At 64.7% G+C, this 21,659-nt stretch carries 19 protein-coding genes; 1 reads left to right on the forward strand and 18 read right to left on the reverse strand.

From position 1 onward, the window contains the following. Positions 1-7 precede the first annotated feature (7 nt). The 9 genes from WN73_RS01830 to miaA form a co-directional block, all read right to left on the reverse strand. The gene (locus WN73_RS01830) at positions 8-3,391 is read right to left on the reverse strand and encodes a bifunctional diguanylate cyclase/phosphodiesterase (RefSeq protein ID WP_271551290.1); all 3,384 of its coding nucleotides are present in this window, start codon (positions 3,389-3,391) and stop codon (positions 8-10) included. 357 nt (positions 3,392-3,748) lie between these two features. Then, a complete protein-coding gene (gene ilvC / locus WN73_RS01835) occupies positions 3,749-4,768 on the reverse strand; it encodes a ketol-acid reductoisomerase (RefSeq protein ID WP_011089237.1) in 1,020 nt (339 codons plus the stop codon). A 133-nt stretch (positions 4,769-4,901) separates the two neighbouring features. Beyond that, entirely contained in the window at positions 4,902-5,504 is a 603-nt protein-coding gene (locus tag WN73_RS01840; protein ID WP_028176170.1) for a LysE family translocator, read from the reverse strand. A gap of 7 nt (positions 5,505-5,511) precedes the next feature. Beyond that, positions 5,512-6,387, reverse strand: a complete 876-nt coding sequence (locus WN73_RS01845) for an EamA family transporter (RefSeq protein ID WP_011089239.1) — start codon at positions 6,385-6,387, stop codon at positions 5,512-5,514. A 69-nt stretch (positions 6,388-6,456) separates the two neighbouring features. Continuing rightward, positions 6,457-7,146: a class I SAM-dependent methyltransferase gene (locus tag WN73_RS01850; protein WP_011089240.1), complete on the reverse strand. Its 690-nt coding sequence runs from the start codon at positions 7,144-7,146 to the stop codon at positions 6,457-6,459. 3 nt (positions 7,147-7,149) lie between these two features. Beyond that, positions 7,150-7,692 carry an acetolactate synthase small subunit gene (gene ilvN, locus WN73_RS01855; RefSeq protein ID WP_011089241.1) on the reverse strand — a complete coding sequence of 181 codons (543 nt, stop codon included), beginning with the start codon at positions 7,690-7,692 and terminating at the stop codon, positions 7,150-7,152. Positions 7,693-7,715: 23 nt separating this feature from the next. Next, positions 7,716-8,687, reverse strand: a complete 972-nt coding sequence (locus tag WN73_RS01860) for a threonine dehydratase (RefSeq protein ID WP_271551291.1) — start codon at positions 8,685-8,687, stop codon at positions 7,716-7,718. A gap of 4 nt (positions 8,688-8,691) precedes the next feature. Then, the gene (locus WN73_RS01865; RefSeq protein WP_271551292.1) at positions 8,692-10,467 is read right to left on the reverse strand and encodes an acetolactate synthase 3 large subunit; all 1,776 of its coding nucleotides are present in this window, start codon (positions 10,465-10,467) and stop codon (positions 8,692-8,694) included. 433 nt (positions 10,468-10,900) lie between these two features. Beyond that, on the reverse strand, positions 10,901-11,857 hold the full coding sequence (gene miaA, locus WN73_RS01870) for a tRNA (adenosine(37)-N6)-dimethylallyltransferase MiaA (RefSeq protein WP_271551293.1): 957 nt from the start codon (positions 11,855-11,857) through the stop codon (positions 10,901-10,903). An 11-nt stretch (positions 11,858-11,868) separates the two neighbouring features. Here miaA and serB point away from each other — a divergent pair, with 11 nt between their 5' ends. Then, positions 11,869-12,774: a phosphoserine phosphatase SerB gene (gene serB, locus WN73_RS01875; RefSeq protein WP_060908559.1), complete on the forward strand. Its 906-nt coding sequence runs from the start codon at positions 11,869-11,871 to the stop codon at positions 12,772-12,774. A 140-nt stretch (positions 12,775-12,914) separates the two neighbouring features. Here serB and WN73_RS01880 read toward each other — a convergent pair whose 3' ends face one another. The 9 genes from WN73_RS01880 to WN73_RS01920 all read right to left on the reverse strand — a co-directional run bounded on the left by WN73_RS01880 (position 12,915) and on the right by WN73_RS01920 (position 21,658). Then, complete coding sequence (locus tag WN73_RS01880; protein WP_011089246.1) at positions 12,915-14,438, reverse strand: Do family serine endopeptidase; 1,524 nt, start codon at positions 14,436-14,438, stop codon at positions 12,915-12,917. 143 nt (positions 14,439-14,581) lie between these two features. Then, a complete protein-coding gene (locus WN73_RS01885) occupies positions 14,582-14,788 on the reverse strand; it encodes a DUF2065 domain-containing protein (protein ID WP_011089247.1) in 207 nt (68 codons plus the stop codon). 74 nt (positions 14,789-14,862) lie between these two features. After that, the gene (gene hflC, locus WN73_RS01890) at positions 14,863-15,759 is read right to left on the reverse strand and encodes a protease modulator HflC (protein ID WP_011089248.1); all 897 of its coding nucleotides are present in this window, start codon (positions 15,757-15,759) and stop codon (positions 14,863-14,865) included. Then, positions 15,756-16,898 (reverse strand): FtsH protease activity modulator HflK, encoded by a 1,143-nt coding sequence (hflK, locus tag WN73_RS01895; protein WP_011089249.1) that lies wholly within the window; start codon positions 16,896-16,898, stop codon positions 15,756-15,758. Before hflK ends, hflC begins: the two co-directional genes overlap by 4 nt. 153 nt (positions 16,899-17,051) lie before the next feature. Then, positions 17,052-17,561: a dihydrofolate reductase gene (locus WN73_RS01900; protein WP_011089250.1), complete on the reverse strand. Its 510-nt coding sequence runs from the start codon at positions 17,559-17,561 to the stop codon at positions 17,052-17,054. Next, positions 17,561-18,046 (reverse strand): GNAT family N-acetyltransferase, encoded by a 486-nt coding sequence (locus WN73_RS01905; protein ID WP_011089251.1) that lies wholly within the window; start codon positions 18,044-18,046, stop codon positions 17,561-17,563. The genes WN73_RS01900 and WN73_RS01905 overlap by 1 nt, the downstream gene beginning before the upstream one ends. Before the next feature lie 5 nt (positions 18,047-18,051). Next, a complete protein-coding gene (locus tag WN73_RS01910) occupies positions 18,052-18,846 on the reverse strand; it encodes a thymidylate synthase (protein ID WP_060908560.1) in 795 nt (264 codons plus the stop codon). 169 nt (positions 18,847-19,015) lie between these two features. Then, complete coding sequence (locus tag WN73_RS01915; RefSeq protein ID WP_161533742.1) at positions 19,016-19,996, reverse strand: tripartite tricarboxylate transporter substrate binding protein BugD; 981 nt, start codon at positions 19,994-19,996, stop codon at positions 19,016-19,018. A 147-nt stretch (positions 19,997-20,143) separates the two neighbouring features. Next, complete coding sequence (locus WN73_RS01920) at positions 20,144-21,658, reverse strand: tripartite tricarboxylate transporter permease (protein ID WP_027544749.1); 1,515 nt, start codon at positions 21,656-21,658, stop codon at positions 20,144-20,146. Position 21,659 lies beyond the last annotated feature (1 nt).

The following is a 21,659-nucleotide window of genomic DNA, read 5'->3' on the forward strand; positions in this document are numbered from 1 at the left end:
CATGAGATCACGCGACGTTTTGTGCCGGCAACGGCAAATCGAAACTGATTTCAGAGTTCGGCACGGGTCGCCCGAATAGGTATCCCTCGACGAAGTCCACACCCGCTGCTTGAAGAGCCTCGAATTGCGAAGGGGTCTCGACGCCCTTGGCGACCGTGGCGACACCGAGACCGCGCGCCAATGCGACCGCGGAGGCAATGACCGCGGCGCAATCCCTTCGCGTCGTGCAGTCCTTCACGATCGCGCGGTCGATCTTGAACTTGTCGAATGGGAAGCTCTGGAGGTAGCTCGCCGCGGAATAGCCTACACCGCAATTATCGAGGACGACGCCGACACCGAGGTTTTTCAGTTGCCGGACCGTCAGCAGGTGGGCCGCAAGATTCCCGTCCAGGAGCGCAGCGTCCGGTATTTCGAGTTCGAGCCGCTCGGGCGACAATCCCGACTCGACCAGCGCGCACAGGACGACGTCGAGCACGTTGCTCCTGTGGAACTGGGCGGCGCTCATGTTGACGGCGACCCTGATGTGCGCTGGCCAGGCAGCCGCGTCCAGGCAGGCCTGTCGCAATATCCATTCACCGAGCGGCACCATCAGTCCGGCCTGCTCGGCGACACCGAGGAACAGGAAAGGCGCCAGCACACCCTTCGAAGGGTGATGCCAGCGCACGAAACATTCCAGGCCCGTCATCGCGCGCGTTCTGGCGTCGATCACCGGCAGGTAGTGCAGCTCGAACTCGTTGCGGGCCATCGCTTCCCGCAGTTCGCCTTCCATCGACTTCTGTGTGTCCGCAGCTTCCGTCATTTCGGGCTGGAAGATGCGGAAATCGTTTCGGCCGGCAGACTTCGTCGCGTAGAGCGCGACATCCGCCTTCTGCAGCAACGTCTCGGCGTCGGCGCCGTGCTCCGGCGCGAAGGCGATGCCGACGCTGGCGCCGACGCTGACGCGATGGCCGTCAAGATCGACGGGTTGCTCGATCAGGCCGATGATCCTCAGAGCGAGAGCAATCGCGCCCTCGCTCTGATTTTTTTCGTTCTCCTGGATGATCGCGAATTCGTCACCGCCGAGCCGCGCCAGCACATCGGTATCCCGCAACGACGAACTCAGCCGCCGCGCAACCTCGACCAGCAACTGGTCGCCCGCGGCGTGACCGAGCGTATCGTTGACGGCCTTGAACCTGTCGAGATCCAGCATCAGCACGCTGAACGTCGTGCCATGACGCTGCGACCGCTTTGCAGCATCGTCGAGCTTTTCGGAGAACACGGCGCGGTTCGCAAGACCCGTGAGCAGATCGTGCTGCGCCAGATAGGCGATACGCTTCTCGTTTCTCGCCCGATCGGTAATATCCTCGTGGGTCGTGAGCCAGCCGCCATCCTGCATCATGTGGCGCGCGATCGCGACCACCCTGCCGTCGGCAAGTTCCCGGATCTCGCTCAGCTGCTTCACGTTCTGGCTGAGATAGACGTCCGGCGCGACGTCGGCAAAATACGTCCCTTTTTCGCGCCGATATTCGAGAATCTGCGCCAGCGAAGTGCCTGGCCCGATCTGATCGCCGCTCAGATGATAAATTTCGGCATAGCGCGCGTTCGAGACCACGATCCTCTGGTCCGCATCGAACATGCAGAGCCCCTGGGACAGGTTGTTGAGGGCAGCATCGAAGCGCATATTGATCGCCTCCAGCTCCGCTGCCTTCTGGGCCAGCATCTGCTCGCCGCGCTTTTGCTCGGTGACGTCTTCGTGCGTCGCAACCCAGCCGCCGTCCGGCAGCGGCTTGCGCTGGATCAGGATCTGGCGGTGGTCTTTCAACGCGTAGTCCTGATGTCGCTGGGTCGGCATGATCTGGACATGCTGGTCGACCGACAGCGAGCTGGTTTCACCGCGATCCGCATAGTGCTGCAATATCCGCTGCAGCGGCGTGCCTGGCTGTACCAGTTCGTCCGGCAGATCGTACATCTGCTGGTAACGGCTGTTGGAGACGACCAGGTTCTTATCGGCGTCAAACAGGCACAGGCCCTGATTCATGTTGTTGATCGCGACATCGAACCGCGTGTTGATGAGCCTCAGCTCGGCGGCATTTTCGGCCAGCAGGATCTCGTCTCGCCGTCTCTCGGTGATGTCCTGATGAGTCGCGACCCAGCCGCCATCGGCCATGGGCGTTCGCAGGATCGAGATGATCCGGCCATCGGCAAGCGTGAGGATCCGCGGCGCCCGGTGCTTTGCGCCCTCGAGGAATTCCTCCGCGTCCAGTTCGGCTCCCGTCGCCTTGTAGTGGCCGACGATGCTGCTGAGCGGCGTTCCAGGTTCGACCTGCGACTCCGTGAGATCATACATCTCGCGGTAACGGCTGTTGGCGACCAATAGCCTCTCGTCGGCGTCAAACATGCTGAGCCCATGCGGCATGTTGCTCAACGCAGCATCGAACCGGGCACTCGCAGCCGCAAGCGCATTCGTTTGCCGCCGCAGCAGGAATGTGCCGATCAGAATAATGGTGACGATCGCGGCAGCCAGCGGGCCGAAGGTGTAGAGATGCCGGTACAGCGGCTGCAACACGTAACTACGCGAGTAAGTCACCACCAGAACCAGCGGCAGGCCGGACACGGCCTTGTACCCTGCGATGCGCGTGACGCCGTCGACGGGGCTGGTGAGCTCGTATGAGCCCGACTCGGAGACCGGCAGATACTGGGTGAAGAGCGGGCCGCCCGCAACCGACATGCCCAAAACGTTGCTCTGTTCCGGAACGCGCGCCAGGATCCGCCCGACGCGATGGAGCAGGACGACCGAGCCGTCCTGCCCCAGATCTATCTTGCGGTAGATCTTGAGGAGAAAAGATTGATCGAGCGGTGCAGTGACGATGCCCGCAAAGCTCCCGTCCGGGTTGTTCAACCGGCGCGACGCCGCGCTGAACCACTTGTCGCCGCCGGCCGAACGATAGGGTGGCGCAACGAACAATCCGGTGCCGGCGCCATCGCGCTGCGCGATGAAGTGCGACATGTCGGAGATGTTGCTGCGCGGCGGCGCGTGCTCGTAGGAATGCGCAACGACCGCGCCGGACGCATCGGTCCAGCCGACCGCGACGAGAATCGACGAGCTCTTGACCAGTTGACGCAACGCGGCATTGGCCGCACCGGGATCGGCGTATATTCCGGACAAGGCGCCCTTGCGGATCGCCTGCGCCTCGAGCAGCACTCGATCGATGTCTTCGAACGTCACCGCGGCATGCTCGGCAAGAATGGCCGAGAGATTGAGCGCGTCGGTTTTCGCTGATGCGACCGCTTCTCGATAACGGATGCCCAGATCAACGAGAAACAGGGCGACGACAACGAGCGAAAACAGCAAGCCCAGGATCGTGACGGACGATCCCGGCGATCCGGCCAGCCTTCGCCAAGCGTTCAGCATTGTCCATCTGCAGTACGAGCAATGGCTCACCCTCGCTCGGCCGCGCTAAGATTTGGTTGATCTGCCTATCGCAATTCGATCCCGTAGTCGTACGGAAATCAGGTCAGCAACGGTGCCCTAATACTTGGGGAGCGCTGAAAAACATCCATGCTGCTGCAAAACCGAGGTGGGTTTCGGCCGGAGCTTCGCGCCGCGCGGGGGGAGCGGCGCGCACGATCAGCGAGATCACACCGGCGCGAGGCGGACATCACCTGGCCGCTTCAGACCGGGACTGCTCCATGCAGACCCCGGAAGCTGGTGAATATGGATCGAGTTCCGGGGGGCGCGACTTCGTCACGCCCCCCGGAATGACGGTGCTTAGTTCTTGCTCTTGTCGACCAGCGCGCCCTTCTTGATCCAGGGCATCATGTCGCGGAGTTTCGCGCCGACTTCCTCGATCGGATGCGCGGCGAGCTTGGCGCGGGTCGCCTTGAACGAGGTCTGGTTGACCTTGTTCTCGAGCATCCAGTCGCGGGCGAACTTGCCGCCCTGGATGTCGGCGAGAACGCGCTTCATCTCGGCCTTGGTCTCGGCGGTGACGATGCGCGGACCCGTGACGTACTCGCCATACTCGGCGGTGTTGGAGATCGAGTAGTTCATGTTGGCGATGCCGCCTTCATAGATCAGGTCGACGATCAGCTTCACTTCGTGCAGGCACTCGAAATAGGCCATCTCCGGGGCGTAGCCGGCTTCGACCAGGGTCTCGTAGCCGCCCTTGATCAGCTCGACCAGGCCGCCGCAGAGCACGACCTGCTCGCCGAACAGGTCGGTCTCGCACTCTTCCTTGAAGGTGGTCTCGATGATGCCGGCGCGGCCACCGCCGACCGCAGAGGCGTAGGACAGGCCGAGGTCGTGGGCGTTGCCCGAGACATCCTTGGCGATCGCAATCAGGCAGGGCACGCCGCCGCCGCGCTGATACTCCGAGCGCACAGTGTGGCCGGGGCCCTTCGGCGCGATCATCAGCACGTCGAGGTCGGCGCGCGGGTCGAGCAGGTTGAAGTGGACGTTGAGGCCGTGGGCGAACACGAGGGCGGCGCCCTTCTTCATGTTGTCGTGCAGGTGCTCGCGATAGATATCGCCCTGGAGTTCGTCCGGGGTCAGCATCATGACGAGGTCGGCCCATTTGGCGGCTTCGGCGACATCCATCACCTTGAAGCCGGCAGCTTCCGCCTTCTTAACCGAGCTCGAGTCCTTGCGCAGCGCAATGGCGACTTCCTTGACGCCGGAATCCTTCAGGTTGAGCGCATGGGCGTGGCCCTGGCTGCCGTAGCCGACGATGGCGACCTTCTTGCCCTTGATCAGGTTCAGGTCGGCGTCGCGATCGTAATAAACACGCATAGGTCGTTTCCTCGTTCAGGGCCGAAATCGGCCGATGGTCAGTGTCCGAAGGGTGAAATTTGCGGATTTCGGGGGCTGTCTAGAGCATTTTCAGCCCTGAGGGAAACCCGTTTCTGCATGGAAATCCGCGACATCATGCATCCATGAAAACGGGGTAGAGGGAGGCCAGCAGCAGGATCGCCATCAGGATATTGAAGGCGCGGACCAGCCGCTCGGAGGTCAGGATCGGCCGCAATGCAGTGCCGAACAGCGCCCAGACCACGGTCGAGACCGTGCCGACGAGCAGGCTGATCAGGGTCTGGATTACGATGTTGATGGGAAACCGGGCAATCGCCGCATAGGCGGTGATGGTGCCGATCACGATCACCCAGCCCTTGGCGTTGATCCATTGGAACATGGCCGCGCCCCAGAAGGTCATTGGGCCGCGGCCATCTTCCTCGCCCGGCTTGGTCGGGCCGGACATGGCGATCACGGCGGCGAGATAGATCAGGTAGACCGCCCCGGCATATTTCAGAATGGTCTGGAGGATCGGATAGGCCAGGAACACGGTGCCGAGCCCGACGCCGACGGTGGCGACCATGAAGGCAAAGCCGATGACGATGCCGACGATGTGCGGGATGGTGCGGCGGAAGCCATAGGTCAGGCCCGACGCCAGCAGCATGATGTTATTCGGCCCGGGGGTGAAGTACATCACCACCATGAAGGCGAGGAAGGCATAGAAGAGCGAGTAGGCCATATTCACCTCACGCCGTCTTCGGCAGGATTTGCGGACGCCTCGCCAGCACCATCACGGCGATACCGCCGATCACGGTCAGCATGCCGGCGAGGCGCAGCGGGCCGAACCGTTCGCCGAACACGATGCTGGAGGCGGCGGAGCCGACGAACGGCACCAGCAGCGCGAATGGCACCACCTGGGCCGCGGGATAGTCGCGCAAGAGGCGGCCCCACAGCCAATAGGCGATGCTGGTGGAAATGCCGCCGAGCATCAGCATGCAGAGCGCCGATGTCAGGGACATGTGCGTCAGCGACGTCCAGGTCGACGCCGGCCCGTTGGCGATCAGCGCTAGCACGAACAGCGGCACGGCCGAGGCGACGCACAGCCAGGCGAACAGATCGAACATCGGCACGCCGCGAGCGCCGCGCAGCAGCAGATTGCCGATGGCAAAGCTGATCGGCGAGATCATCAGCACCGCAAAGGCGGCAACGCTGAAATCGTAGCCGACGGTGCCGCAGATCATCAGCAGGCCCGCTGCGGCGATGACGATGCCGAGCGTCTGCACTTGTGTCGGCCGCTCGCCGAAGGCGATCGCGGCGAAGCCGATCGTGAACAGCGCCTGGCTCTGCACGACGACACTGGTCAGCCCGACCGGCACGCCATGGGCGATGCCATAGGCCTGGCTCAGGAACTGGCCGAGAAACAGCGTGAAGCTGATCGCGATCAGCAGCGACCATGCGACCTTCGGCTTGGGAATGAACAGGCACGGCACCGCAGCAATAATGAAGCGCATCGCCGTCATCAGTTCCGGCGAAAACTCGTCGAGCGCGATCCGGCTCGCCACGAAGGCAAGCCCCCAGATGATCGCCACCAGGAGGGCGATGAGGATGTCGGCCGGCTTCATTGTTGTTTCCGGTTCTGCCCTGTCGTGCAGCCCTGTTTCTTGTTCTGGTCTAGCCTTGCTCGCCGGCCTTTACGTGGAAGGATTGGGTTTCCGCAGCAGATAAGTGCCGTGCATCGGCGCGTGATAGTCGGCCGAGACCAGCGTGAAGCCGACATCGGACAGCATCCGCTCCATCACCCAGCCGAAGGTGGAATATTCGTCGCGCATATGCGTGACCACGCCCTCGCGCGAGAAATCGTGGTTCTTGATCTGGAATTCTGCCCACTGCTCGACGTCGCGCTCGACCGCGTCGGGCATCGAGGCATAGACGATGTCGCGCAGATAGAAGCTCGCCCCCGGCTTCAGCGCGCGGAAGATCCGCGACATCGCCACCACCTTCCAGAAATCCGGCAGATGATGCAGCGTGAACTCGCTGACGATCAGATCGTAGGATTCCGGCCGGTAGGCGAAGCTGAGCAGGCCGGCCGACTGCGTGCGCACGGGCGCCTTGCGGTCCCGGGCATAGATCTCGGCGAGCGCCAGCATCGCCGGCGAGATGTCGATGGCATCGACCTCGGCGCCCATCAGCGCAGCTTCGGTGGCGAGCACGCCGTTGCCGCAGCCGATGTCGGCGATGCGCCAGCCGCGCTGGACACCGAGCATTTTCAGGGCGGCGCGCGCCCGCAGATCGGCATCGTCGTGGCTGTCGTAGATCGACGCCACCGCGGGCTCGATGCCCATCCGGTTCCGCTCGTTGTAGTACCAGTCGCGCGCCAGCATGGTTCACATCCCTTCAGGCCCGCGGCCGATCGCGGCAACGCCCGTGCGCGACACCTCGACAAGGCCGAGCGGGCGCATCAGGTCGATATATTGATTGATCTTGTCCGTATTGCCTGTGATCTCGAACACAAAGCTCTCGGTGGTGGCGTCGATCACGCGGGCGCGGAACGCATCCGCCAGCCGCAGCGCCTCGACCCGGTGCTCGCCCTGCCCGCGCACCTTCACCATCGCCAGCTCGCGCTCGATCGAGCGCTTGGTCTGGGTCATGTCGACAACGCGGTAGACCGGGATCATGCGGTCGAGCTGGTGCTTGATCTGCTCGATCACCATCGGCGTGCCCGTGGTGACGATGGTGATGCGCGACAGATGCTTCTGCGCCTCGGTCTCCGAGACCGTGAGGCTCTCGATGTTGTAGCCGCGCCCGGAGAACAGGCCGATGACGCGCGCGAGCACGCCGGGCTCGTTCTGCACGAGCACCGAAAGCGTATGCGTCTCGTTGGGATCGTGGCGATCCTCGATGAAATAGGCGGATGCGGGCTGGTTCATTGTCGTCCCCTCTTGTCTCTCCGTCACGCCATCGCTGGCGCCTCTGCCCCGATCCAACTGCGGAACAGGTCGAAATCGATATTGCCGCCGGACAGCACGAGACCGACGCGCTTGCCTGACAGTTTTGTCTTTTCCCGAAGCGCCGCGGCGAGCGCGGCGGCACCGGCGCCTTCGGCGAGATTGTGCGTATCAGTCCAGTAGGCGCGGATCGCGGCGGCGACCTCGTCGTCGGTGACCTGCACGATGCGCGAGGCGCCCTTCCGGATCAGCGCGAACGCGTCTGCGTCGGGAATGCGCGTTGCCATGCCGTCGGCCAGCGTGTTGCTGGTCTTCGTCGTCACGATCTTGCCGGCCGCGAACGACAGCGCATAGGACGGCGCTTCGGTCGACTGCACGCCGACGATCTCGGTCTTCAGGCCCAGGAGGTCGCGTGCCATGATGCAGCCGGAGATGCCGGAGCCCTGCCCGATCGGCACATAGAGAACATCGAGATCTGGCGCCGTCCGGAACAGTTCGAGCGCATAGGTGGCGACGCCGAGCACGAGATCCGGATGGAACGACGGCACCATGTGCAGGCCGGTAAATTGGGCGCGCCGTTGCGCCTCCTCGGCGGCCGCTTGAAAATCCTCGCCATGCTCGACGAGTTCGGCGCCAAAGGCCTTCATCGCCCGGTTCTTCTCGACCGAGTTGCCGCGCGGCACATAGATCACCGCAGGCACGCCGTGGCGGCTCGCCGCGAACGCCAGGCTCTGGCCGTGATTGCCGCGCGTCGCCGAGATGATGCCCGGAATGTTCGGCCGCTCGCGCTTCAGCCGTTCGAGATACACCAGCCCGCCGCGCACCTTGAAGGCCCCGATCGGCGTGTGGTTCTCGTGCTTGACGACGACGCGCGTGCCCAGCCGCTCGGCGAGCAGCGGCCAGGCATGCGCCGGCGTCGCCGGCACCGCCTGCCCCACGATCGCATGTGCGCGCTCGAGCTCCTTCAGGTCGAACATGACGTCACACCAGCGCCTTGCCGCCCGCGAACGCCTTGGCCGTGGCCTCGTCGTTCGCCTGCTCCGGCAACAGCATCTCGTTGTGCGCCTTGCCGGAGGGGATCATCGGGAAGCAGTTTTCGAGCGCAGCGACGCGGCAGTCGAACAGCACCGGGCGCTTGACCGAGATCATCTCCTGGATGGCGCCGTCGAGATCTGAAGGCTTGTGGACCTGGATGCCGACGCCGCCATAGGCTTCCGCGAGCTTGACGAAATCCGGCAGCGCCTCCGAGTAGGAATGCGACAGGCGGTTGCCGTGCAGCAGCTGCTGCCACTGCCGCACCATGCCCATGTACTGGTTGTTCAGGATGAAGATCTTGATCGGCAGCTCGTACTGGACCGCCGTCGACATCTCCTGGATCGTCATCTGCACCGAGGCATCGCCTGCGATGTCGATGACGAGGCTGTCCGGGTGCGCCACCTGCACGCCGACCGCGGCGGGCAGGCCGTAGCCCATGGTGCCGAGCCCACCCGACGTCATCCAGCGATGCGGCTCCTCGAAGCCGTAGAACTGCGCCGCCCACATCTGGTGCTGGCCGACCTCGGTCGTGATGTAGGTATCCCGGCCGCGCGTCGCCTCGAACAGGCTCTGGATCGCGTGCTGCGGCAGGATGATGTCGTTGCTCTTCTTGTAATAGAGCGAGTTGCGGGCGCGCCACTGCGCGATCTGCTGCCACCACGCCTTGACGTCCGGCTTCTTCGCCTCCGCCTTGAACACCTGGAGGATGTCGCCGAGGATGTTGCCGCAATCGCCGATGATCGGCACGTCGACACGGATGTTCTTGTTGATCGAGGACGGGTCGATGTCGATGTGGATCTTCTTCGAGCCCGGCGAGAACGCGTCGACACGGCCGGTGATGCGGTCGTCGAAGCGCGCGCCGACGCACAGCATGACGTCGCAATCATGCATCGTCATGTTGGCCTCATAGGTGCCGTGCATGCCGAGCATGCCAAGCCAGTTCTTGCCCGACGCCGGATACGCGCCGAGGCCCATCAGCGTCGAGGTGATCGGAAAGCCGGTGACCTCGACCAGCTCGCGCAGCAGCTTGGTCGCCTCCGGGCCGGAATTGATCACGCCGCCGCCGGTGTAGATCACGGGACGCTTGGCGTTCGCGAGCAGCGAGACGGCCTTGCGGATCTGCGTCGCATCGCCCTTCACGCGCGGCGCGTAGGAGCGGTGAACGTCGGACTTGCGCGGCGGATGATAGGTGCCGGTCGCGAACTGCACGTCCTTGGGCACGTCGACCAGCACCGGGCCCGGACGGCCCGTGGTCGCAACGTAGAACGCCTCGTGCAGGACCTTTGCAAGGTCGTTGACGTCGCGCACCAGCCAGTTGTGCTTGGTGCAGGGACGCGTGATGCCGACCGTGTCGCATTCCTGGAACGCATCGTTGCCGATCAGATGCGTCGGCACCTGGCCGGAGATGCAGACCAGCGGGATCGAGTCCATCAGCGCGTCGGTCAGCGGCGTCACCATGTTGGTGGCGCCGGGACCGGAGGTCACCAGCGCAACGCCCGGCTTGCCGGTCGAGCGCGCATAGCCCTCGGCCGCGTGGCCCGCGCCCTGCTCGTGCCGGACCAGGATGTGCTGGACCTCGCTCTGCTGGAAGATCTCGTCATAGATCGGAAGCACCGCGCCGCCGGGATAGCCGAAGATGTCGGTCACGCCGTGATCGATGAGCGCGCGAACGATCATCGCGGCGCCGGTCATCTGGTTCGGATCGTGGCTCTTGTCGCTCATTGGCTTGCTCCGGATGCGCTGTTGCCAGCGGCTTCATTCGTGTCGGGTTCGGGAAATAAAAAAGGCCCCGAAGAGGGCCCATGCACACCGCCTGTCATGTGGATGGCAGCTAGCCATCCCCGGCGGTGTGCCTGGGTACGACGGCGATAAGGAGTTTGGTAATAATGTTACGCATGGCAGGCGCCCGGCTTCCCAAAGGTTGCGCGAAACATAGCGGCCAAAGCTTGGATGTCAAGGCGATGCGGCCGTCCCAGCGCGATTTTGGCAGTGTAGCGGTGTTCCCGGGGTTCGGCGAGAGGTAAATTCGGGGAACCCGGCGCAAAAGCACGTCGCCTACGCCGTCATTCCGGGATGGTCCGCAGGACCAGACCCGGAATCCCGAGATTCCGGGTTCTCGCTTTGCAAGCCCCGGAATGACAGCGCATAGGAGGCCTCAACCCTCGTCCTGCGCCGCATTCGCGATCGCCGCGAGCCAGCCCCTCGCCTCCTCCGGCTTCACCCATTCGAACTCCGGCAATTGGTGCCGGAACCAGGTGAATTGCCGTTTGGCGTAATGGCGGGTGTCGGCGCGGCCGATCGTGGCCGCCTCGTCCAGGCTGAGTTCACCGCGCAAATGCCGGATCAGGGCCGGCACGCCATGGGCCTTCATCGCCGGCAGCAGCGGATCGAGCTGCCGGGCGGCGAGGCGCTCGACCTCCCTCAAGGCGCCGGCGCCGAGCATGGCGTCGAAGCGGGCATCGATGCGGGCATAGAGCTCGTCGCGCCCGGGGGCGAGAAATACCGCGTGAAAACTGTCCCTGGGCAACAGCGGCGGCTGGCCCTCCTGATGCCAGTCCAGCAGCGAGCGCCCGGTCGCCTCGATCACTTCGAGCGCGCGCGCGATCCGCGTGCGGTCACGCAGGTTCAATCGCCCGGCCGCACGCGGATCGCGGGCCGCGAGTTCCGCATGCAGCGCCTCGACGCCGTTCCGCTCCAGCCGCGCGCGCACGTCTTCGCGCACCTCGGCAGGGATCGGCGGCACCACAGAGAGGCCCGCGGTCAGCGCCTTGAAATAAAGTCCGGTGCCGCCGATGAAGATCGGCAGGCGGCCTTCGGCTCGCGCCCCTTCGAGCGCCTTGGCTGCATCGCTCACCCAGGCACCGGCCGAGAAATTCACGGCGGCATCGACATGGCCGTAGAGGTGATGCGGCACGAGCGCCTCGTCTGCCCGTGTGGGGCGCGCCGTGATGATGCGCAGGTCGCGGTAGACCTGCATGGAATCGGCATTAATGACGACGCCGCCGGCGGCGAGCGCCAGCTCGAGCGCCAGCGCCGACTTGCCGCTGGCGGTCGGGCCTGCGATAAGCACGGCCTTGCCAATAGGCCTTCTGCCGACTTGCCCCTCGCTCACGAAAACCTCAAATGTCCCTGGTCGCCACGCTGATCTGCAATCCCGATAGTCCCGCGCTCGACTCTACCATCGTCGACGGCGCCCGCGCCGTGCTGCCTCAGGCGGCGCCCGCGCACTGGCTGTTCGACGGGGTTGCGGTCGATATTCCCTTCGGCGCCGACAGTAACCTCGAAGGCGACCGTCACGCCATCGAACAGCGGTTGCGCGAGCTTCGCGGCGACCTGCCGATCGACATCGTCGTGCAGCCAGCCGGCGTCCGGCGCAAGAAGCTTTTTCTCGCCGACATGGATTCCACCATGATCGGCCAGGAATGCATCGACGAGCTCGCAGATCTCGTCGGGATGAAGGCCCATGTCGCCGCCATCACCGAACGCGCAATGCGCGGCGAGATCGAGTTCGAGCCGGCGCTGCGCGAGCGCGTTGCGCTTCTGAAGGACCTTCCCGCCAGTGTCGTCGACGAGGTGCTGGAAAAGCGCATCACGCTGACGCCGGGCGGCCGCACACTGGTCGCGACCATGCGGGCGCACGGCGCCTATACCTGCCTCGTCTCCGGCGGCTTCACGCTGTTCACGAGCGCGGTCGCCGCCAGGATCGGTTTCCAGGAGAACCGCGCCAACGAGCTGATCGTGCGCGACGGCAAGTTCACCGGCGAGGTCAAGGAGCCGATCCTGGGCCGCGCCGCCAAGCTCGCGACGCTGGTGGATCTGATGGAGTCGTTCGATCTCGACGACGTCGACTCGGTCGTGGTCGGCGACGGCGCCAACGATCTGGCGATGATCCAGGCGGCGGGACTGGGCGTGGCCTATCATGCCAAGCCGGCGGTGGCCGCTGCGGCTGCTGCAAAGATCGACCACGGCGATCTCACCGCGCTGCTCTATGCGCAGGGGTATCGGCGCGAGGAGTTTGTGGAGGGGTAGCCTCCTCCCCGCTGTTATCGCCCGCGAAGGCGGGCAATCCAGTGTTCCAGAGACAGTGCGGCTAGAACCGAGAGGCCGCGGCGTACTGGATGCCCCGCCTTCGCGGGGGCATGACAGTTGAGTGCGGGGCGTATCGCCCCTTACTGCACGCTCAGCGCCACGAACCGCAGCTCGCCGTCGGCGTTGGAGACCAGCAGCAGCACCGACTTCTTGCCGTCCTTCTTGAGCTGGTCGACCCGCTTCTGGATGTCGGCGCCGCTGGAGACGACCTCCTGTGCCACCTCGACGATGACGTCGCCGGCGGACAGGCGCTTCTCGGCGGCGTCGGAATTGGCGTCGACATTGGTGACGACCACGCCCTTGACGCTGTCCTTGATCTTGTAGCGCGTGCGCAGGTCCTTGTTCAGCACGGCGAGATCGAGGCCGAGCGCCTTCTGCGTCACCGGCTTCTCGGGCGCGGGCTCGTCGGTCTTCACCGCGGCCTGCACTTTGTCGGGATCCTGGAGGCGGCCGAGCGTGACCTTCTTGGTCTCCTCCTGGCCTTTGCGGATGATGATGACGTCGACCTCCTTGCCGACCGCTGTGTCGGCGACGACGCGGGAGAGATCCTTCGGGTCCTTGACGTCCTTGCCGTCAAACTTGACGACGACGTCGCCGGGCTCGATGCCGGCCGGCTTGGCCGGGCCCTTGTCGTCGACGCCGGCAACCAGCGCGCCGCGCGGCGGCTTGATGTTGAGGCTCTCGGCAATCTCATCGGTGACGCTCTGGATGCGCACCCCCAGCCAGCCGCGGCGCAATTCGCCGAACTGGCGGAGCTGGTCGACGACGCCCATGACCGTCTTCGACGGCACGGCGAAGCCGATGCCGATCGAGCCGCCGGAGGGCGAGATGATCAGCGTGTTGACGCCGATGACGTCGCCATCGAGATTGAACAGCGGACCGCCGGAATTGCCGCGGTTGATGGCGGCGTCGGTCTGGATGTAGCTGTCATAGGGACCCGAGGAGATGTCGCGGTTCTTGGCCGAGACGATGCCGGCCGTCACCGTGCCGCCCAAGCTGAACGGGTTGCCGATCGCGACCACCCAGTCGCCGAGACGCAGCTTGTCGGAATCGCCGAACTTCACCGCGACCAGCGGCTTCGTCGGCTTGAACTTCAACACGGCCAGGTCGGTCTTCTTGTCGACGCCGACCAGCTCGGCCTTGATCTTGGTGCCGTCGTTGAGGATGACGTTGATCTCGTCGGCATCCGCAATGACGTGGTTGTTGGTGACGACGACGCCTGATGTGTCGATGATGAAGCCGGAGCCGAGCGAGTTGGTCTTGCGGGGCGGGCCGTTGTCGCCGCCCTTGCCGCCACCGGGGCCGCCGGGACCCCTGCGGTTCTTGAAGAAGTCGTCGAAGAACTCCTCGAAGGGCGAGCCGGGCGGCAGTTGCGGCATGGTGTTACTGCCGCCGCCCTTGGCTTCGACGGTCTGCGAGGTCGAAATGTTGACGACCGCGTCGATCACCTTCTCGGCGACGTCGGCGATGCCCTCCGGTCCGCGCGCCTGAGCTGGCGTGCCGAACGCGCCGAAAGCACTGACGGCGAGCGCGGCCAGCCCAATTCTCACGCCAAGTCGCGCACGATGGCGCAAGCGGGACGGGGCAATGATGGCAGCGGTCATTGTGATCTCCAGAAAAAGGGATTCGGCGTCAAGACTGCGCTCGAACGGGGGGACGGCGCAAGCGCGGAGCTTCACGGGCCTCAAGACCCGGATAATACGGCGAAAACCGGTCCCTTGCCTTCACTTTGGCGTTGGCGCGAGGCCTAAATCGGACGCCGCATCACCCAGATCAGGATCAGGCCGACCACGGCCGAACCGATCCCGACCGCCCGCAGGACGTTGTCCGGCGTGGCGATGGCGCTCTTCATGGCCTTGCGCATCCAGTTCGGACTCGCCGCGAACATCAAGCCTTCCAGCACGAACAGGATGCCTAAGCCGATGAGGAAGTCGGCGAACGCAATGGACCTCATCGGATTGGAACCTCCCGTGGTGCTGTTCTTGTCTGGACGAAGGGCGGCCAGACCTGCCGCCGCCCTTGTCTAGCTTACGGCTTTGCCGGCGTCGCGGTCGCCGCCTTGCCGGACGGGTTACCAAAGAACCGGAAGAAATCCGAGTCCGGCCGCAGCAGGAAGCGGGTGTCGTTCGACTTCAGCCCGTTCTCATAGGCCGTCATCGACCGGTAGAAGGCGAAGAAGTCAGCATCCTTGCCGTAGGCTTCCGCAAACAGGCGGTTGCGCTCGGCGTCGCCGACGCCGCGGGTCTGCTCAGCCAGCGATCTGGCTTCCGCCTCGATCACGGTCGCCTCGCGGTCGGCCTTGGAGCGGATCTCCTGCGCCTTCTGGCCGCCCTGCGCCCGGAACTCGGCGGCTTCCCGCTCGCGTTCCGTCTTCATGCGCTGGTAGACCGCCTGGCTGTTCTGCTCCGGCAGGTCGGCGCGGCGAATCCGGACGTCGACAACCTGGATGCCGTAACCGTCGGCCTCGCGATCGAGCTGGTCGCGGATACGCAGCATCAGCTTCTCGCGGTCGTCGCGCACCACGTTGATGAAGGTGACCTCGCCGAGCACGCGGCGCAGCGCCGCGTTCAGGAGCGTGGTGAGCTGGATGTTGGCAGCCTGGATCGAGCCGACACTCTGATAGAAGCGCAGCGCGTCCTTGATGCGGTAGCGCGCGAAGGCGTCGACCACGAGCCGCTTCTGGTCGGATGCGATCGCTTCCTGCGACGGGTTCTCCAGATCGAGGATCCGCTTGTCGATGTTGATCACCGAATTCCACGGCGCCTTGAAGTGCAGACCGGGATCGGTGACGACGTCGACGGGCTTGCCGAACTGAAGCACGATGGTCTGCTCGGTCTGCTGCACCGTGAATAGCGACATGTAGCCGACGATCACGACGAGCAGGAGCCCGAGGAGGGTGACGATACCTGTGACCGGAGACCTCATCGGCTGCCTCCGCTCGATTGCTGACCGGCGGCGGGCGGCCGCTTCGTCGTCAATTCGCCCAGCGGCAGATAGGGCACAACGCCCTGGCCCGAGGGGCCGCCGTCATAGACGAGCTTGTCCGCGCCGCCGAGCACGCGCTCCATCGTCTCCAGATAGATCCGTTCACGCGTCACTTCGGGCGCCTTCTTGTATTCCTCGTAAACCTTCAGGAAGCGCGAGCTCTGGCCCTTGGCCTCGGCAACCGCCTGCTCCTTGTAGCCTTCGGCGGCCTGCATGATCTGCGCCGCACGTCCGCGCGCCTGCGGCACCACCTGGTTGGCGTAGGTCTGTGCTTCGTTCTGCAGCTGCTCGAGATTGGCGCGTGCCGCCTGCACGTCGCGGAAGGCGTCGATCACCTGCGCCGGCGGATCGACCTTCTGCATCTGCACCTGGCTGATCTGAATGCCGGCGCCGTAGCTGTCCAGAGTCTTCTGGATCAGTTCCTGCACGCCCTGTTCAGTGACGTTGCGCGCGCCGGTGAGGATCGGCTGGATCTGCGAGCGGCCGATCACCTCGCGCATCGCGCTCTCGGCGACCGCCTTCACGGTGCCTTCGGGGTTCTGGATGTTGAAGAGGAAGTCGCCGACGCCGCCGGTGTCGGGCTTGATGCGCCACAGCACGGTGAAGTCGACGTCGACGATGTTCTCGTCACCGGTGAGCATCAGGCTCTCTTCGGGCACGTCGCGAATGGAGCGGCCGCGCCGTGCCGGATCGTCGATCAGCGTCATGCCGATGGAGATGGTGTTGACGCGCAGCGCCTTGGGCAGCAGCACTGTCTCGATCGGATAGGGCAGATGATAGTTCAGGCCCGGATCCACGGTGCGGACATGCTTGCCGAAGCGCAGCACGACGCCGCGCTCCTCGGACTGCACGCGGAAGAAGCCCGACAGCAGCCAGAACGCGATGATGATCAGGATGATCAGCGTGATGCCGACGCCGGAGAAATAGCCACCCGGCATGATCTGCTGAAGGCGGTCCTGGCCGCGCCGCAGAAGGTCTTCCAGATCCGGAGGCCTCGGCCCGACCGGTTGCGGGCCTGAGCCCCATGGTCCCTTTGGACCCGAGCCCCATGGGCCACCGCCCTGATTCTTCCACGGCATTCGACGCTCTCCTCGGCAGGGTGGAATTGCCCCTGCCCGCTTTGTCCGGTCCGGCTTTATAGGGGACAGGCAGGTCCCTTACAACGCAGCCCGGGCTGTCTTTGCAGCTAAGCCCGGGGGCAGAAAAGTCAATGTTAACATTGGCGAATGCGGTTAATGGCGCGGCCGCCGACGATATGTCACATAGGAGTAATCGGCGCTGTCGTTCGGTCCGGCAGGATGACGGATGCGCGCCGTCTCCTCCCATTCTGCCTTGTCGATGCCGAAATGCGTGTCGCCGTCGGGGCGCGCATGCACTTCGGTGATTTCGAGCCGATCGGCACGACCGAACCATTGCCGATAGATCTCGGCGCCGCCGATCACCGCGATCTCGGTGACCGAACGCCGCAGGGCATCGCCGCGCGCAATCGCCTCCGCATCCACGGCTGATGTCGTGACGACGGCACCGGCGGCGCGATAAGCCGGATCGCGCGTGATCACGATGTTGGTGCGGCCCGGAAGCGGCCGGGGCAGGGATTCGAAGGTCTTGCGGCCCATGATCACGGGCTTGCCGATCGTGAGCGCCTTGAAGCGCGCCATGTCGGATTTCTGCCGCCATGGAATCGCGTTACCTGCGCCGATGACGCCATTCTCCGCGACCGCCACGACGAAGACGATCTCCATCAGACAGAGCTCCCCGCAAGCCGCGTCAGCGCAGGACCGGTGACGCGGCACAGCGTCCAGTCGTCCATCATGACGGCACCGAGCGACTTGTAGAACGCGATCGACGGCGCGTTCCAGTCGAGCACCGCCCATTGCAGACGCGACCAGCCGTTCTCGACGCATTCCTTTGCGAGATAGACCAGCAGCGCCTTGCCGAGGCCTTTGCCCCGATGCGACGGCCGCACATACAGATCTTCGAGATAGATGCCGTGACGGCCGCTGAAGGTGGAGAAATTGGCGAACCAGACCGCAAAGCCGACCGCCTCGCCGTTCCACTCGGCGATCGCACAATAGAGCCGCGGTCGCTCGCCGAACAGCGCGTCCGCGATGTCAGCCTCGGTCGCCTCGACCTCGTGCGAGAGCTTTTCGTATTCGGCGAGCTCACGGATGAAGGCAAGAACCAGCCCGGCTTCGCCAGGACGCACGCGGCGGATGTTGAGCGACATCTGCGTCAGACCGCGACTTCCGCCTTGATGTGTGGGTGCGGATCGTAGCCGACGAGCTCGAAATCCTCGAAGCGGAAGGAGAAGATGTCCTTCACGTCGGGATTGATCCGCATCACCGGCAACGCACGCGGTGCGCGCGTGAGCTGGAGCTTCGCCTGCTCCAGATGGTTGGAATAGAGATGGGTGTCGCCGAACGAATGCACGAAGTCGCCGGGCTTCAGGTCCGTGACCTGCGCCACCATCATGGTGAGCAGCGCATAGGAGGCGATGTTGAAGGGCACGCCGAGGAACACGTCGGCCGAGCGCTGATAGAGCTGGCACGACAGCTTGCCGTTGGCGACATAGAACTGGAACAGGCAATGGCACGGCGGCAACGCCATCTTGTCGACCTCGGCCGGATTCCAGGCCGAGACGATCAGGCGGCGCGAGTCCGGGTTGCGCTTGATCATATCGACGACGTTGGCGATCTGGTCGATGCTGCGTCCGTCCGGCGCGGGCCAGGAACGCCACTGATGACCATAGACCGGGCCGAGATCGCCATTGGCGTCCGCCCACTCGTCCCAGATGGTGACGCCGTTGTCGCGCAGATATTTGATGTTGGTGTCGCCCTTCAGGAACCACAACAGCTCGTGCACGATCGCCTTCAGCGGCAGCCGCTTGGTGGTCAGCATCGGGAAGCCGGCCGACAGATTGAAGCGCATCTGATGGCCGAACACCGAGAGCGTGCCGGTGCCGGTCCGGTCGGTCTTCTCGGCGCCGTCTGAGAGAATCCGCTCGAGCAGGTCCTGATACTGGTGCATGTGTCGTGTGCCTTTGGGGAGGCCGCGAACTTAGCGGCCACCTCCGCGCTGCGACAGCGGCGATTCGCTGCCTGCACCGATTATACCCGGAAAAAGTGAGCGTTTCCGGTGCAAACGGCAAGGGGCGGAACTCGCGTCCCGCCCCCGCCTATCGGCTTGATTGTGCTGGTTAACTGGCCGGCTTGAGCACCGGGGTCCATTTCGCGATCTCGTTCTTCACGAGGGTCGCGAGCGCCTCCGGCGTCCGGTCCTTTGGGCCCGGGATGACGCTGCCGAGCTCGAGCAGGCGCTTCCTCACCGTCTCGTCGTCGAGCGCTTTGACGGCGGCGGCGTTCAGGCTCGCCACGATGGCCGGCGAAGTTCCCTTCGGTGCGAACATCGCGTTCCAGGCCTGGGCCTGGAACGCAGGCAGGCCGGCTTCCGTCGTCGTCGGCACGTTCGGCAGCGACGGATTGCGCTCGGCCGTTGCGATCGCATAGGCCTTGATGGTGCCGGCGTTGATCTGTGGCACGGCGTTGACGATCTGGTCGCACATGTAGTCGACCTGCCCCGCCACCAGCGCGTTCATCGCGGGGCCGGTGCCGTTGAAGGGCACGCCGACCGGCTTGATGTCGAGGATGGAGTGCAAGAGCTCGCAGGACACGTGCGAGACCGAGCCGACGCCGGCATGCGCCGCGTTCACCTTCTCGGCATTGGCCTTCACGTAGGTGACGAACTCCTTCAGGTCCTTCGGCGGAAAGTCCTTGCGCGCCAGGATCAGGATCGGCGTGCCCGCCAGCAGCGCGATCGGCTCGAAGTCTTTCTCCGGATGATAGGCCAGCTTCGGATAGAGCGGCACGGATGCGGCATGCGTGCCCATATGTCCCGTGATCAGCGTATAGCCGTCATTGGCCGCGCGCGCGGCCCGCGCGGTCGCGGTGGTTCCGCCGGCGCCGACCACGTTCTCTATGACGATGCTCTGCCCCAGCGTCTGCGCCATGTGCGCGGTGACGATGCGGGAGATCACGTCGGTCGGGCCGCCGGCCGCGAACGGCACGATCATGGTGATGCCGCGCGTCGGATAGGTCTGCGCCTGGGACGGTGCGACAAACGCGCACAGCGATGCGGCCGCCGCGGCACATGCGCCCGCGAGCGCGCGAATAAAGGTCATGCCGATCCCCTTGTCGTTTCCTTGGGACACAAACAAAAATGCCGGCCACAAGGGCCGGCATTTTCATTTCACGAAGACATCACACAAGTCGATTCGACTTCCGAATGCGGCGCGCGGACGCAGGGCGCCGCGACGACGCAGGCGCGATCAGTTCTCGGATTCGGTGAACACCTCGTCGCGCTTGGCGCGCAGCGCGGGCAGCACCGTGAGGATCAACAGGCTCGCCGCGATCGCCAGCAGCACCGCCGACAACGGACGCGTCAGGAACACGCTCCAGTCGCCGCGCGAGATCAGCAGTGCGCGGCGCAGGTTCTCTTCCATCAGCGGTCCGAGCACCATGCCGAGCAGCAGCGGTGCCGGCTCGAAATCGTGCTTGATCAGCCAGTAGCCGACGAGACCGAACACGCCGGCGAGGATGACGTCGACCGGTGCGTTGTTCACCGAGTAGATGCCGATCGCGCAGAAGATCACGATCGAGGGGAACATCAGCCGGTAAGGCACGCGGAGCAGGCGGACCCAGATTCCGACCAGCGGCAGGTTGATTATGATCAGCATCAGGTTGCCGATCCACATCGAGGCGATCATGCCCCAGACGAGATCCGGCTGCTTCTGCATCACCTGCGGGCCCGGCACGATGCCATGGATGGTCATCGCGCCCACCATCAGCGCCATCACCGCGTTCGGCGGGATGCCGAGGGTGAGCAGCGGGATGAAGGAGGTCTGCGCCGCCGCGTTGTTGGCGCTTTCCGGCGCCGCCACGCCCTCGATCGCACCGCGGCCGAACCGCGACGGGTTCTTGGCGATCTTCTTCTCGAGCGTATAGGCCGCAAAGGACGCGATCACGGCACCGCCGCCCGGCAGGATGCCGAGGATCGAGCCGAGCACGGTGCCGCGCAGGATCGCAGGCGCGGAGTCGCGCAGATCCTTCCTGGTCGGCATCAGGCCGGTGATCTTCTGCTGCACGAGGTCGCGGTTCATCTCGGCGCCGGCGTCGAGGTTGCGGATGATCTCGGCAAAGCCGAACACGCCCATCGCGACCGTTGCAAAGCCGAGACCGTCGGCGAGCTCCGGAATGTTGAAGGCCATGCGCGAAGCGCCGGTCTCGATGTCCGAGCCGACCATCGACATGAGCAGGCCGAGCACGATCATCGCGATCGCCTTCAGCACCGAGCCCTTGGCCAGCACGACCGCGAAGATCAGACCGAGCACCATCAGCGAGAAATACTCGGCCGGACCGAACGCCAGCGCGAGCTTGGTCAGCGGCGCGCCGAGCACGGCGATGAGCACGGTCGCGACGCAGCCGGCGAAGAACGAGCCGATCGCCGCGATCGCCAGCGCCGGGCCGGCACGGCCCTGCTTGGCCATCTGGTGACCGTCGATGGCGGTGACGACCGATGTCGCCTCGCCGGGTATGTTGACCAGGATCGACGTGGTCGAGCCGCCATATTGCGCGCCGTAATAGATGCCGGCGAGCATGATCAGCGCGCCGACCGGCGGCAGTCCGAAGGTGATCGGCAGCAGCATCGCCACGGTCGCGATGGTGCCGATGCCCGGGAGAACGCCGACCAGCGTGCCGACGAGGGCGCCGATCAGGCACATCAGGAGGTTGATCGGAGAGAGCGCGACGGCGAAGCCGTGGGCGAGGTTGGCAAAAATATCCATC

The sequence above is a fragment of the Bradyrhizobium sp. CCBAU 45394 genome, assembly GCF_028128655.1.
Taxonomy (GTDB): domain Bacteria; phylum Pseudomonadota; class Alphaproteobacteria; order Rhizobiales; family Xanthobacteraceae; genus Bradyrhizobium; species Bradyrhizobium diazoefficiens.